The 13606-nt window shown below is 71.8% G+C and carries 11 protein-coding genes; 7 read left to right on the forward strand and 4 right to left on the reverse strand.

Annotation, left to right across the window (positions count from 1 at the left end; translation table 11 throughout):
• Positions 1–30: 30 nt before the first annotated feature.
• A complete protein-coding gene (locus ABZ805_RS12165; protein ID WP_358438211.1) occupies positions 31–1641 on the forward strand; it encodes an FAD-dependent oxidoreductase in 1611 nt (536 codons plus the stop codon).
• 75 nt (positions 1642–1716) lie between these two features.
• Here ABZ805_RS12165 and ABZ805_RS12170 read toward each other — a convergent pair whose 3' ends face one another.
• The 3 genes from ABZ805_RS12170 to ABZ805_RS12180 all read right to left on the reverse strand — a co-directional run bounded on the left by ABZ805_RS12170 (position 1717) and on the right by ABZ805_RS12180 (position 4170).
• Entirely contained in the window at positions 1717–2331 is a 615-nt protein-coding gene (locus ABZ805_RS12170) for a TetR/AcrR family transcriptional regulator (protein WP_358438214.1), read from the reverse strand.
• Positions 2332–2515: 184 nt separating this feature from the next.
• Positions 2516–3184, reverse strand: coding sequence for a (2Fe-2S) ferredoxin domain-containing protein (locus ABZ805_RS12175; protein ID WP_358438217.1), 669 nt, complete (start codon positions 3182–3184; stop codon positions 2516–2518).
• Between the two features lie 98 nt (positions 3185–3282).
• Positions 3283–4170 (reverse strand): universal stress protein, encoded by an 888-nt coding sequence (locus ABZ805_RS12180; protein ID WP_358438220.1) that lies wholly within the window; start codon positions 4168–4170, stop codon positions 3283–3285.
• A gap of 295 nt (positions 4171–4465) precedes the next feature.
• On the opposite strand from ABZ805_RS12180, the gene ABZ805_RS12185 reads away from it, so the two are divergent.
• Entirely contained in the window at positions 4466–5485 is a 1020-nt protein-coding gene (locus ABZ805_RS12185; protein WP_358438223.1) for a chitinase, read from the forward strand.
• Positions 5486–5502: 17 nt separating this feature from the next.
• On the forward strand, positions 5503–6501 hold the full coding sequence (locus tag ABZ805_RS12190; protein WP_358438225.1) for a chitinase: 999 nt from the start codon (positions 5503–5505) through the stop codon (positions 6499–6501).
• A 291-nt stretch (positions 6502–6792) separates the two neighbouring features.
• Here the strand turns inward: ABZ805_RS12190 and ABZ805_RS12195 are convergent, their stop codons facing one another.
• The gene (locus ABZ805_RS12195; RefSeq protein WP_358438228.1) at positions 6793–7704 is read right to left on the reverse strand and encodes a hypothetical protein; all 912 of its coding nucleotides are present in this window, start codon (positions 7702–7704) and stop codon (positions 6793–6795) included.
• A 249-nt stretch (positions 7705–7953) separates the two neighbouring features.
• Between ABZ805_RS12195 and ABZ805_RS12200 the strand changes: the two genes are divergently transcribed.
• The 4 genes from ABZ805_RS12200 to ABZ805_RS12215 all read left to right on the forward strand — a co-directional run bounded on the left by ABZ805_RS12200 (position 7954) and on the right by ABZ805_RS12215 (position 13596).
• A complete protein-coding gene (locus ABZ805_RS12200; RefSeq protein ID WP_358438231.1) occupies positions 7954–9042 on the forward strand; it encodes a hypothetical protein in 1089 nt (362 codons plus the stop codon).
• A 124-nt stretch (positions 9043–9166) separates the two neighbouring features.
• Positions 9167–10291 carry an alpha/beta hydrolase gene (locus tag ABZ805_RS12205; protein ID WP_358438234.1) on the forward strand — a complete coding sequence of 375 codons (1125 nt, stop codon included), beginning with the start codon at positions 9167–9169 and terminating at the stop codon, positions 10289–10291.
• Positions 10292–10452: 161 nt separating this feature from the next.
• The gene (locus ABZ805_RS12210) at positions 10453–11424 is read left to right on the forward strand and encodes a glucosyl-3-phosphoglycerate synthase (RefSeq protein ID WP_358438295.1); all 972 of its coding nucleotides are present in this window, start codon (positions 10453–10455) and stop codon (positions 11422–11424) included.
• Positions 11425–11487: 63 nt separating this feature from the next.
• Complete coding sequence (locus ABZ805_RS12215; RefSeq protein WP_358438237.1) at positions 11488–13596, forward strand: hypothetical protein; 2109 nt, start codon at positions 11488–11490, stop codon at positions 13594–13596.
• The last annotated feature ends 10 nt before the right edge of the window (positions 13597–13606 follow it).

The raw sequence follows: 13606 nt of genomic DNA on the forward strand, positions 1-13606 counted from the left end.
TGGCGGTCGTCGGGCGGACGAGGAACCACCATGGCCTACGCGATCACCCAGACCTGCTGCACCGACGCCTCCTGCGTGTCGGTGTGCCCGGTCAACTGCATCCACCCCACGCCGGACGAACCGGACTTCGGCCGCACCGACATGCTCTACGTCGACCCGCAGGCCTGCATCGACTGCGGCGCCTGCGCCGACGCGTGCCCGGTGGACGCGATCTTCCCGGTGGACCGGCTGCGCGGCGCCGACACCGAATACGCCCGGATGAACCGCGAGTACTACGAGACCGCGGACGTGTCCAACGAGTGGACCGCGCCGACCTTCCCGCGCTCGCTGCCGGAGTACCCGGGCACGCTGCGCGTCGCCATCGTCGGCACCGGACCGGCCGCCTGCTACACCGCGCAGGCGCTGCTGCGCGACACCGGCGCCGAGATCACCATGCTCGACCGGCTGCCGCTGCCCGGCGGACTGCTGCGCTCCGGGGTGGCACCGGACCACCAGTCGACGAAGAAGATCGCCGACGGTTTCTCCTGGCTGTACAAGCACCCCAGGCTGCGGATGCACATGAACGTCGAGGTCGGCCGGGACGTCACGCACGAGGACCTGGCCGCGCACCACCACGCGGTGATCTACGCGGTCGGCGCGGCCACGGACCGCGAACTCGGCATCGACGGCGAGGACCTGCCCGGCAGCGTCTCCGCGACGTCGTTCGTGTCCTGGTACAACGCGCACCCGGACTTCGCCGACCTGGACGTGGACCTGTCCGGGGAGCGGGCCGTCGTCGTCGGCAACGGGAACGTGGCGCTGGACGTGGCGCGCATCCTGCTCAGCGAGCCGGACGAGCTGGCCGCCACCGACATCGCCGACCACGCGCTGGCCCGGTTGCGCGGCAGCCGGGTGCGGGAAGTGGTGCTGCTGGCGCGGCGCGGACCGGAGCACGCCGCGTTCACCGCGCCCGAATTCCACGCCATGCGCCACCTGCCGGGAGTGCGGGCCGTGGTCGAGGACGGGCCGGAAGTGCGCACGGCGTTCGCCGAGCCCGAACCCGGTGGCAAGGCGGAACTGCTCGCCGAACTCCCCGTCGAGGACGTCGACCGGACCGCGGCCCCCGCGGCGGGCAAGCGACTCGTGTTCCGCTTCGGCGCCGCCCCCGCCGAGGTGCGCGGCGACGACCGGGTGCGCGCGGTGCGGGTCCGCGACGGTGGTGAGATCGCCGCCGGACTGCTCGTCCGCGCCATCGGCTACCGCGCCACCCCTATCATCGGGCTGCCGTTCGACGAGGTCACCGCGACCGTGCCGAACGCGGGCGGCCGGGTGCTCGACACCGGGGGGAACCCGCTGCCCGGCACCTACGTGGTGGGCTGGGCGAAGCGCGGGCCGTCCGGCGGGATCGGCACCAACCGCGGCTGCGCGCGCGACACCGTCGGCTCCCTGCTCGACGACGCGGCCGCCGGGCGCCTCCGCGAACCGGCGCGCACCGGGTTCGACCGGCTGGTGCGCACCCGCGCGCCGCGCTCCATCGGCCGCCGCGGGATGCTCGACATCGACAAGGCGGAGCGGGAGCGCGGCGAACGCGCCGGGCGCCCGCGGGTCAAGTTCGCGACCGTGCCGGAACTGCTCGGCGCCGCCCGCCGCTTCGGCAGGTAGCCCGCGCCGCTTCGGTGGGGGCCGGGTCGGCGGCTCGGCCGTCGCCCGGGATGGGCGCGCGCCGCGGACCGGCGGTCAGCTCAGCTCGCGCAGCAGCGGCGCGATCTCCTCGGCGGCCTGCTCGCTGTGGCCCGCGGTGGTGCTGACCATGGTGATAAGCTGGTCGGTCAGCCAGTGCTCGAACACCTCGCGCGGCGGGTTGTGCGTGGCCAGCCACGTCACGCACGTCGTCTCCACCAGCGCCACCCAGCCGCGCAGCGTCAGCAGCAGCAGCGCCGACGGGTCCACGATGCCGATCCGCTGGCACACCAGGTCCACCACGTGGTTGCGCACCTTGTCCACCAGCGTCTCGGTCTCGCTGGTGGCGATGGTGGAACCGCTGCGCAGCAGCGCGGTGTAGCTGCTGGCGAACGCCTCCACCGAGGACACGAACTCGGCCAGCGCGGAGCGCAGCTGCGTGATCAGGTCGCCGTCCGGTGGCAGCGTGATCCGCTCGATCAGCTCGTCGACGACGGTGGTCAACGCCGCGACGTGCACTTCCCGCAGGTTCGAGAAGTAGCGGTAGAACAGGGCGCGGGACACCCCGGCCGCGGCCACGATGTCGTCCACGGACACGTCGTCCATGGCCCGCTCGCCGTAGAGCTCCAGGGCGGTGGCGAGCAGGTGGTCCCGGCGTTCCTCGGGGCTCATCCGGCGGCGCGGGCGCTCGCCGCGCCCGCCGGCCGTGGAGCGCGGTGGGGTCGGAAGTTCACTGGTTCGCGGCATCGTCCCCACATCATCACATGTTTGCCCACGTCAGTCCCCGAGCACCTCCGGCCGGCCGATCATCGGCCCTGGCGCGCGCCCCGGCCCCCGCGGCCACGGCGTGCGGGAATCAGGGGCGGTCGAGGAGCTCCGCCGCACCGTCGGGGCCGAGGTTCTGGTGCCATGCGCCGCCGGGGTGGTCGATGACGAGGGGGCCGAGGTTGCACGGGCCGAAGCAGCCCGCGGGCGTCACCTTGGTGGTGGTCCCGCGGACGAGGTCGGCGAGCGCGCGGTGCACCGGCCCCGCGCCGTGCGCGGTGCAGCGCGGGCCGCGGCAGACGAACAGGTGCCGGTCCGGGACGTCGAGCACCGACCAGGAGGGGCTGCGGAATCCGGCGGGGGAGGCGGTGATCGGCGCGGTGTCGTCCGCGAGCCGGGCGATCGCCGCGGCGAGCCCGGCGCCCGCGGCCGGGCCGCGCGCCATCCGCACCTCCAGCGCGCCCGCGCGGGTCTCCCGCCAGTTCGCGACGGCCTTGCCCAGCCAGGAAGCCAGGTACCGGTCGTCGGGCAGCGCCAGCGGCACGAGCACGGCGGTGCCGGTGCCGTCCGCGTCGAGCCGGTCCAGGACGTCGTGCACGGAGGGCTCGCCCTGGTCGAGGTGCGCGGCGAGCACCGGTCCGCCGGTCTCCGCGGCGACGGCGCGCACCACGGCCGCCAGCGACCGCTCGTCCACGCCGGACGGGGTGGGCCGCACGACGAGCACCAGCGCCCGCTGCGGCACGTCGTCACGTTCGGGCATCCGGCGACCTCCGGGGCTCGGGGGTGGCCGCCGGTGCGGACGGCCGCGCCCGATCATGCGTCACCCGGCGGTGGATTCCGAGCGGTCCGGGACGCAGCTCACCGCTTCGGCGTCCGGGCGATCAGCACCGGGCAGGGCGCGTGGTGGATCAAGGCCTGGCTGGTGGACCCCAGCAGCAGCCCGGTGAATCCGCCCCGCCCGCGAGTGCCGACCACGACGAGCGTCGCCCCGGCCGCGTGCTCCAGCAGCGTCGCCGCGGGCGAGCCCTTGACGACGAAGCGCTGCACCTCCACGTCCGGATGGCGCTCCCGGCGGCCGCTGATCAGCTCGGCGAGCAGCCGGTGCGAGCCCTCCTCGATCTCGTCGGTGGCGAGCCCCACCCGCATCCACTTCGAGTCCACCCCGACGAGGTTCCAGGTGTGCACCACGTGCAGCGGCACGTCGTGCGCGGCAGCGGCGGCGAACCCGTGCTCCAGCAGCACGGCCGCCTGCCGGGACCCGTCCAGGCCGACCACGACCGGCCCGCCGGTGGGCTCGCCGCGGCCGCGCACCACCGCGGTCGCGCAGTGCCCGTGCGCGGCCACCGCGACCGCGACGGACCCGGCGAGCAATCCGGAGAACCCGCCGAGCCCGCGGTCGCCGACCACCACGAGCCCGGCCGAGGCCGATTCCTCGATCAGCACCGAGGCGGGGGAGCCGGGCACCGATTCGGTGCGCACCTCCAGACCGGGGCTCTCCCGCTCGGCGATCTCGGCGGCGTCGGCGAGCCACTTGCGCACCTCGGCGCGCACTTCGGTGCTGGGCGCGGTCGAGCGGCGCACGCCGGGGAGATCGGGCAGCACGGGCATGGCGAACACGTCGGCGTAGACGATGCGCAGCGCCCGGCGGCGGCGAGCGGCTTCACCGGCGGCCCAGCGGACGGCGCCGCGGGCGGTGCCCGACCCGTCCACTCCCACCACCAGTGGTCCGGTTCCGAGTTCGGTCATCTCGTCCCCCTCACCGCGGGAGTCCGCCGGGCGGTGCGGAATCCGCGCCCGGCGGGCCTCCATGCTGACGCATCGGCCGGGTGGTCGCCGCTCGGCGACGGGAGCGTTTCGCATCTACGCCAAAGTGGTCTGGACCCGTTGACCGTGTGGTCTAGTCCACATACGGTGCGGCGCGTTCGACAGTGGATCACGAATGCGTCCGCGCCGGACCCGGGGCCGAGCGCGGCGCGCTCCGGATCTCTCGTCCGCACCACCGTCCGGCCACCCGGCCGGAACCGGTAGAGGGGAGTACCCGTTGACGACCAGAACGATCCGCATGGCGGCGCTGGCAGCAGGACTGCTGGTGCTGCCGTTCACCGGCGCCGCGGCAGCAGCGGGCACCGCACCGGCACCCGCTCCGGAAGCCGCGGGCGACCTGCGCGCCGCGCCCTACTACATGCCGCTGGACAACGACCCGCAGGACATCGCCGAGGCGATCGAATCCAGCGGCCAGCGCGACTACATCTTCGCGTTCGTGCTCGCCCCCGACGCGGGCAGCTGCACCCCCACCTGGGACGGCAAGGCCGACCAGGAGGTCGCCACCGACACCGCGGTCAAGGCGAAGGCCGACGCGGTGCGCGCGGCCGGCGGTGACCTGTCGGTGTCCTTCGGCGGCTACAACGGCATCGAGCTCGGGGCGGCCTGCGCCGACTCGGCCGCGCTGGCCGACGCCTACCAGCAGGTGATCGACAAGTACGAGCTCACCCACATCGACCTCGACGTCGAAGGCGACGACCTCGGCGACGTCGCGGGCGAGACCAAGCGCTTCGAGGCGATCAAGACGCTGAAGGAGCGCAACCCCGAGCTGCACGTCACGCTCACCCTGCCGATGACCACGGTGGGCCTCAACGAGGCGGGCAAGGCCGAGATCCAGCGCGCGAAGGACATCGGCGCCGAGATCGACCTGTTCAAGATCATGGACTTCGACTACGGCGGCCCCGGCGACACGATGGCCGACAGCGCGATCTCCGTCGCCGAGGCCTTCCACGGGCAGCTGCGCGAACTGCACCCCGAGCTCGACGACGCCGCCGCCTACGCGCACACCGGCGTCATCCTGATGAACGGCCACACCGACCAGCCGAGCGAGCTGTTCACCCCGGACACGTTCCGCGCGCTGCTGGACTACGCGAACGAGCACCAGATCGGCCGCTTCTCGTACTGGGCGCTGAACCGGGACCGCGTGTGCACCGAAGAGGGCGGCTGGGCCGACGGCAAGTGCAGCAGCATCGAGCAGCAGCCCTACGAGTTCACCAAGATCCTCGCCGAATACCAGTGATGGTCAGGAGAAACCTGATGAAGAAGCTCCCGAAGCTGCTGGCGGCCGTCGCCGCCGGAACCATGCTCCCGCTGACCGCGGTCGGCGCCGCGGCCGCCGCGCCGGACGCGCCCGCGGTGCCCGCCGCCTTCGCCGCGCCGGACGCGCCCGCCATCAAGACCGCGCCCTACATCGACGTGATGCAGGAATCGCCGACGTTGCCCGAGGTCGCCGAGGCCACCGGGCAGCAGAACTTCACCCTGGCCTTCGTGCTCGGCAGCGCCGCGGGCTGCACCCCGATGTGGGGCGGCGAAGCGGCGCTGGACGACCAGCGGATCATCGGCCAGATCGACGAGCTGCGCGCGCAGGGCGGGGACGTCATCGTCGCCACCGGCGGCGCGATGGGCCCGTACCTGGAGAGCGTCTGCGGCACCTCCGACGAGCTGCTCGACGCCTACAAGTCCATTCTGGACACCACCGGCTCGAACCACCTGGACATCGACGTCGAAGCCACCATCCAGCACGACATGGTGAACGAGGCGCTCGCGAAGCTGCAGGCCGAACGCGGCACGCAGGTCAGCTACACGCTGCGGGTCCAGAGCGACGAGACCGGGCTCGACCCGTACTCGCTGCAGGTGCTGCAGAGCGCCGCCGACCACGGCGTCGACGTGCTGGTCAACCCGATGGCGATGGAGTTCGGCTCGCAGAAGCCGTGGGGCGAGGCCGTCATCGCCGCCGCCGAAGCGACCCTCGGGCAGATGAAGCAGGTCTGGCCGGACGTCGACGAAGCCGGGCTCAAGGCCAAGCTCGGCGTGACGCCGATGATCGGCCGCAACTTCAACGGCAACGAGTTCACCCAGGAACACGCGCAGCAGCTGGTGGACTGGGCCAACGAGAACCAGATCGGCCTGCTGTCGTTCTGGTCGGCCGGGCGGGACAACGGCGGCTGCCCGGGTGGCGCGGTGTCGCCGACGTGCAGCAGCATCGAACAACAGCCCTACGAATTCACGAAGCTGCTTCAGGGTTTCGGGGGTTGATGTCCCCGCTCCCGTTGCTCGTCGGGTGAGGTGGCGGAACCTCAGCTGGTCCCTCGCTGCGGGATCGATTTCGCAGGTGGCTCCGCCACATGAGAAATCGCTGTCCTCGCGAGGGACCAGCTGAGAACCCGCGGCGGTGCCGGTGGCGTGCGTGGTCGTCAGCTCATCGGCTTCGCCGCTGACAGGCGAAAGACCAGGGCCGCGGTTCTGGGCGGTGATGGCTCTGCTGGGCGGGGAGCACCTGAATCAGGTGCTCCCCCGCCCTTTGCAGTTCTGGTCCTGTGTGGACTGTCAGTAGGTGATTCCGGGGAATTCCTGGCGGGCCTTGGTGAACTGCTGCTCGCGGTCGTCCGGCCAGCCGAAGGCTCCGGTGGCGAGCTCCTTCAGGTTCGTCTCCGCGGCGCCGCTCATGAAGTGCACGAACTCGCCCCAGTTCAGCTCGCGGGAGAACGAGTCGCCCGACGCCGGGAAGTGCTCGCCCAGCAGCGCGAAGTAGCGCACCATCACCTGCGCGCCGCCGTGGTCCCGCCACAGCGGGTGGAACCAGTCGCGGAACCAGTGCGTGCCCTCGCGCGGGAAGTCGTCCACGTGGTCGTCGGCCGACATCCGGTCGAAGAAGTCCTGCGCCTCGGCCTCCATGCCGAGCCCGACGTACACGTCGTAGATGTAGAACTCCATCCACTTGCTGTCGCCCCACAGGCCGAACGCGGGCGAACCGTGCTTGCCGGCGGCGATGAGCTCGACGATGTGGCCGGTCTCGTGCGTGACGATCTCGTACTGCGGGGTCGTCCAGTCGGTGCCGCCGACGTCGCTGACGTTGCGGTGGTCGTGCGACTCGTCGTACACGGTGGACGGGTGCCCGCCGAAGTGCTTGCCCTCGTGGTGGATCGAGTACAGGCGGTCCTCGTTCATCCGGTTCCCGGAGTTGCCGTAGGTCCGCTGCGCGTACTGCCACATCGACGTCAGGTACGGCAGGAGCCATTCGCTCGCGGCCTGGTCCACGTCCCGGTCGAAGTACAGCGCGACCGTGTCGTTGTGGTCGGCGAGCCGCAGCTCTTCGGAATGCTCGAACCAGTGCTCCTGCCACGTTTCCGGTGGCGGTTCCGGGGCGCGCACCGCGGGCGCGGCCAGGCCGGTCCGGGCCAGCGCGGGAACGGCCAGCGCCGAGGCCAGGGTCGTTGCCAGGAATGTCCTTCTGCGCACGTCTTGCACCTTTCGGGGAATGCGCGGGCGGTTCGCCCGGCGAGATCGGGATCTTTCCCGCGACCGGACCCGGAACGGCGCCGATGGCTGGAACTGACCACCTCCGCCGGATTCCGGGCGGAGAGCGTTGATCCGTTCGCCGCGGACGAGCACGATCGCCGTTGCGGCGCGGGCTCTTTCGGGCGAGCGGAGGTGTCCGTTCGCGCGTCCCGGCCCGATCGATCCCAGCGGATGGGTACGGTGGCGACCGTGTTCCCCACCGCGGAATCCCTGCTGTCCGGGCCGCGCGGCCGCCGGTGCTGCCTGGAACTGGCGCTGTCCTCCGGGGACGACGAGCGGTGGGAGGCGGCGCGCCGCGCGGTGTTCTTCGCGGCGCACCACGTGGATGCGGCCCCGGGCACATCTGTGGTGTTCGGCCCCGGGTCCGACGTGGACCCTCCGCCGCACCCGTCGAACGCCGAGATCGCCGACCTGCTCGCCGCGCTCCCGCCGCCCGAGCCCGGTGCGGCGGACCTGGTGCGGGTGCTGGCGGAAGCGGTCGCCGCCGCCCGCTACTGGCAGGAACCGGACGGGAGGGACGTGCTCGCCGCCGCGCCGCCGATCCGCGCGGCGCTGGAACCGGTGGCCGTGGCGCTCGCGGGCTGCGCGGCGGCGAACTGGTGGACGAGTCCGCTCGACCGCGAGTCCCAGTGGCTGGTGACCTTCCGCCCCGGCACCGCCGCCCCGGGACCGGTCGATCCGGAACGTGCCCTGGCCCGCTGGCGCATCGAGAAGGTGTCCACGGAGGAACGCGCGCGCCGCGAGTGGCCGCGCTCGATCGACGCCCCGTTCAGCGCGATCTGGTGGTCCGGCCCGCCGTGCGAACTGCCGTGGACGACGCGGAACATCGGCGAGCACGGGCCCGCGGGCCTGTGGTTCGTCGAGGACGGGATGGGCTGGGAGGACGCGACCGCGCACCCGGCCGAGGTTCCGCCGGACGCCGAGGTCTACGAGATCGACGGCCCCGAGGCGTGGGCCAGGCTGTGCCGCGACCATCCGCTGGAGGTGTCGGCGAGCCACCGCCACGACTGGTATCGCACCACCGGCCGGGACGGGCGCTGGGTGCTGCCGGACTGGTCCGAGGTCGCGCGCCACCACGACGCCGTGCACCTCACCGTGACCGGCTACCTGACCACCGCCGGGATCGCGATCCCCGTAGACGGGGACCGCGCCTCGGTGCTGGCCGGTTGGGACCCGGACGCCACGTGCTGGCTCACCACCCCGCCCCGGGTCGCCGCCACCGGAACCTCCTGGCACGACCCGAACGGGATGGGGTGGCGCCCGCATCCCGCCGGGTGAACGGTCACCGCCGGGTTCCCCGGGCACGGTTCTCAGGGGAATTCCCGAGGTGCCGGGGAGATCGGTGCGACAAGGTGCAGGGGAGATCCGCTGCGGCGGAATCCTGCTACCCGCTGGGGAGAAGATGCGCAGAACCACTCGACTCGCCGGAGCCGCCACGGCCGCGGCACTGCTGCTCGCACCGGTACCGGCATCGGCCGCGGCACCGGCTGTGCCGCGGCCGGAACTGCCCGCGCCGACCGGTCCGAACCCGGTCGGCACCGGCTCGCTGCACCTGCGGGACGAATCCCGCCCCGACCCGTGGGTACCGACCGGCGCGCGGGAACTGATGATCACCGTCTGGTACCCGGCGGCCGAGGCGGTGGGGCAGCCGGCCCGCTACCTGAGCCCGGTGGAATCGCGGCTGTTCCTGGAGCTCCAGGCCGAGCACGGCGCCCCGCCCGTCGACGACCCCGAGGTGCTCAGCACCGTCGCCACCCACGCGAAGGTCGACGCCCCGCCGCAGCGCACCCCGGACGGGCATCCGCTGGTGGTGCTCTCGCCGGGATTCTCGTTCCCCCGCGCGACGATGAGCGGCATGGCCGAGGACCTCGCCTCCCGCGGCTACGTGGTCGCGGCCATCGGGCACGACCACGAGGCGGCGGGCATCGAGTTCCCCGACGGCCACGTCACCGAGTGCGATGCGTGCGAGACCGCGGACTTCGCGGGTGTGGTGCGCGGCAGGTCGCTCGACGTGCGGTTCTTCCTCGACGAGTTCCTGCGGGACCCGCGGTTCGGCCCGCTCGTCGACCCGGACTCGATCGGCATGGTCGGGCACTCCATCGGTGGCGCCAGTGCCGCCGAGACGATGCACGACGATCCGCGGATCGACGCGGGCGCCGACCTGGACGGCACGTTCTTCGCCCCCGCCGAACCGCTCGACCGCCCGTTCCTGCTGTTCGGAGCGGGTGCGCACGCGCCGGGCGGCGTCGACGACTCGTGGGACCGAACCTGGGAGCGGTTGCACGGCTGGAAGCGGTGGATCACGTTGAACGGCTCCGGGCACAGCACCGCCATCGACCTGTCGGTGCTGGCCGACCAGCTCGGCATCGAACGGCCGGGAGAACCGCTGTCCGGCGCCCGCGGCACCGAACTCGGCAACCGCTACGTCGCGGCGTTCCTCGACCGGCACCTGCGCGGCCTGCCGCAGCCCGTCCTCGACGGCCCGACCGAGCAGAACCCGGAAGCCCTGTTCTGGCACCAGGGCTGACCACCGGGCGGGCTCGTGCGCGAGCCCGCCGGACGGTGATCGCGCGACTAGGATTCCGTCCCTGAGATGATCGACGCCGGTGAGCAGTGCGCGGAGCACCGCATTCGGCAGGATCGATCACCGCGGACGCGAACGGGAGGACGCTGATCGTGGACCCGGCAGTGCACGACTGGTTCCGACGGCGCACCTTCCAACGGCCCGAGTGGACGGTGCCGGAGCTCGCGGAGCTGAAAGGCGAGCGGCGGGTGAGCGTGGTCCTCCCCGCACTGGACGAGCAGGGCACTGTGGGGCGCGTCGTGTCGACGCTGCTGCCGCTGACCGATCCCGCTCGAAACGGGCCGCCCCTGGTCGATGAACTGGTCGTGGTCGACTCGGGCTCGACGGACGAGACGGCAGCCGCGGCCGAACGCGCCGGCGCTCGAGTGGTGCATCGGGAGGACGTGCTGCCGGGCTACGCACCGCGTGCCGGTAAAGGAGAGGCGCTGTGGCGGTCGTTGGCTGCGATCACTGGAGACCTGGTGGTGTTCGTCGACGCCGACCTCACCCAGTGTGAGGCGAGCATCGTCCCCTCGTTGCTCGGACCGTTGTTGATCTCACCAGAACCGGTTCTCGTCAAGGGCTTCTACCGGCGTCCGCTGGATAACGGCGCCAGATCCGCCGCCGAGGCGGAATCCGGGGGTGGTCGGGTGACCGAGCTGCTGGCCCGCCCGCTGCTGTCGGCACTGCGACCGCAGCTGAGCGGAGTGGTGCAGCCGCTGGCCGGGGAGTACGCGGCGCGCCGGGTATTCCTGGAGTCCGTTCCCTTCGCCCCGGGCTACGGCGTGGAGATCGGATTGCTGCTGGACGCGCACTCCGGGTACGGCCTGGACGGGCTCGCCCAAGTCAACCTGGGGGTTCGCGGGCACCTGCACCAGGAGTTGGCGCCGTTGGGAGTGATGTCCCGGCAGCTCCTGGAGACCGCGTTGCGGCGCTGCGGGATCGTCGGCGCCGACGCGATGTCGGCTTCGTTCGATCAATTCCACATCGAGGACGGTGTGGCGGTACCGCAGTGCTCCGACGTGTTGTTCGCGGATCGTCCACCGATGCGGACGATCGCCGGGCGTTGCACCGACCCGAGCTCGGTGATTGTCTGACTCCGCACGATCACCAAGCGTTATGCTGGTGCCGATCTTCGACGGAACCAGGGGGCGACCTCGATGGCGGACGGTCACCGCAACGAGAACACGGGATCAGCGCAGGTCGTTGCCCAAGTGGGCACCCTCACCGGGGACATGCACCTGCACATGCCTTGGCGGCAGGCCGAGCTGCGAAACCAGGTGCCGAACCCGACTTCGCACTACACCAACAACGAACGGCAGCTGTCGGAGATCAGCGCCGCACTGCTCCGGTCCCCGGACGAGGGGCAGGTTCCTGCGATCGCGGTGATCGTGGGTCCGCCGGGGAGTGGGAAGAGCGCCACCGGCTACCGCTGGGTGTTCGCGCACTCGAATGCCTTTCCCGATGGGGTCTTCTACGCCCCGTTGGGCTCAGGGCTGGACGGCGCGGGAGCGTCAGGGGCGGAGAGCGAGGCGCTGCGCCAGTTCCTGATCCGCGTGGGGTTCGAGTCGCACGAGATACCGGACAGCCTGGCGTCGCGCGCGGCCTGGTTCCGGGAGTGGAGCATCGGCAAGCGGGTGGCCGTGGTCATCGACGATGCCGTTCGCGCCTCGCAGGTGCGGCACCTGCTGCCGGGAGTGGGCCGATCCGCGGTGCTGGTGACTTCCGTGGGGGATCTCAGCGGACTGCGCGCAACCGAACAGGTCACATTCGTGGAGATCACCCCGCTGGAACCGGAGTCGGCGCGAGAACTCCTGCGCCGCATCGCGGGCGCGCCCCTCGTGGACGCGGAACCGGCGGCAGTGGAGGAGCTCATCGGACTGTGCCAAGGATCGGCATTGGCGCTGTCGGTGGCGGCAGTGCTGCTCCTGGGACGCGGCGAGCGCCCCGTGGCTCCGCTAGTGGCACGGCTTTCGCGAGAAGGCCGGTTGGTGCGGGGGCTCTCCCGGGACCCGGAGCTGTCGGTGGACGTCGTGTTCGATGCGGCCGCGGATCGGCTCACCTCGGCGGAGCACGGCTGCTACCTGGCGTTCGGCCAGCACCAGGGCGACGGGGACATCAGCTTGGAAGCGCTCGTCGCCGGGCTGGATGCGGAGCTGGAGGACGTCGAAGCGCACTTGGACCGACTTGTCGCAGCGAAGCTCGTGACCCCGACGGGGAAGGAACGCTACTGGGCGAACCGCTTGGTGCGCGAGCACGCCCGGCGGCGTGCCGAGCTGGGTGAAGGCAGGAGTGCCGAAGCTCGGCAGATCCGCGACCGCCTCGCGAGCTACTACCGGATCGCCGCGGTGCGCTGCGGACACGCGATGAATCCGAAGCGTGGCTGGCTCGAACGGTTCTGGCCCGGCTTGACCTCGGGCGGTGCCCACGTCGAGAAGGCACAGGCTCAGCAGTGGTTGGAGGCCGAACGGCGCACGCTGCGGGCGGTCATCGACGATGATCACCGTGAGGGCCGGGTCGAGACGTGCGTGCTCGCGATCGCTCTGTGGCCGTTGTACGAGCACAGCAAGGACTTCGCCGATCTAGAAGAGACGAGCCACTACGCCGAACGGCTCGCTGAGCACTGGGAACTGCCGCTGGTGCGCACCCTCGCGCTCGTGCAGCGCGGCTTCGCGCCGCTCGGCAGGCAGGAGTACGCCGCCGCGGCGGAACTGTTCGCGCAAGCGCGGAAGCTGTGCACCGACCACGGAGATCTGGAGCTGACCGCCACCGCGATCGAGTCGCAGGCGCTGGCCGCACGTGGTCTCGGCCAGATCGCGCAAGCCCGCGAGTTGTTCGAGGAGAACCTCGAGCTGGCGCGGAGGTCGGGCAATCCGCAGCGGGTGGGCGTGGCACGGATGCATCTCGGTTCGGTGGCTCCCGTATCCGAGGCGGTGCTCCATCTTGAGGAGGCGGTGGCCTGGTTCGAGAAGAGCGATGCCGTCAACACCGCGAAAACCCGCATGTGGCTGGGAATGCGCCTCGGCGAGCTGGGAGTGGCGGAGGCAGCAGGCGCAGCCCTGCACCAAGCGCTGGACACCATGCTCGAGTTGCGCCGACACACCGATGTTGCCCAGATCCGGCTCGGCCTCGCGGATCTCGCGCTGGCCGACGGCGATCGGGAGGAGGCACGCGCCCAGCAGCGCGAAGCGCAGGCGCTCTACCGCGCGCAAGGCTGGTCGTTGCAAGCCGAGCAGGTCGAGGCGCGGCTGGCAGAGCTCGAAGCGTGAGCCAGGTCCG

The organism is Saccharopolyspora sp. NPDC047091 (genome assembly GCF_040643635.1).
In the GTDB taxonomy this organism is placed as follows: Bacteria; Actinomycetota; Actinomycetes; order Mycobacteriales; family Pseudonocardiaceae; genus Saccharopolyspora_C.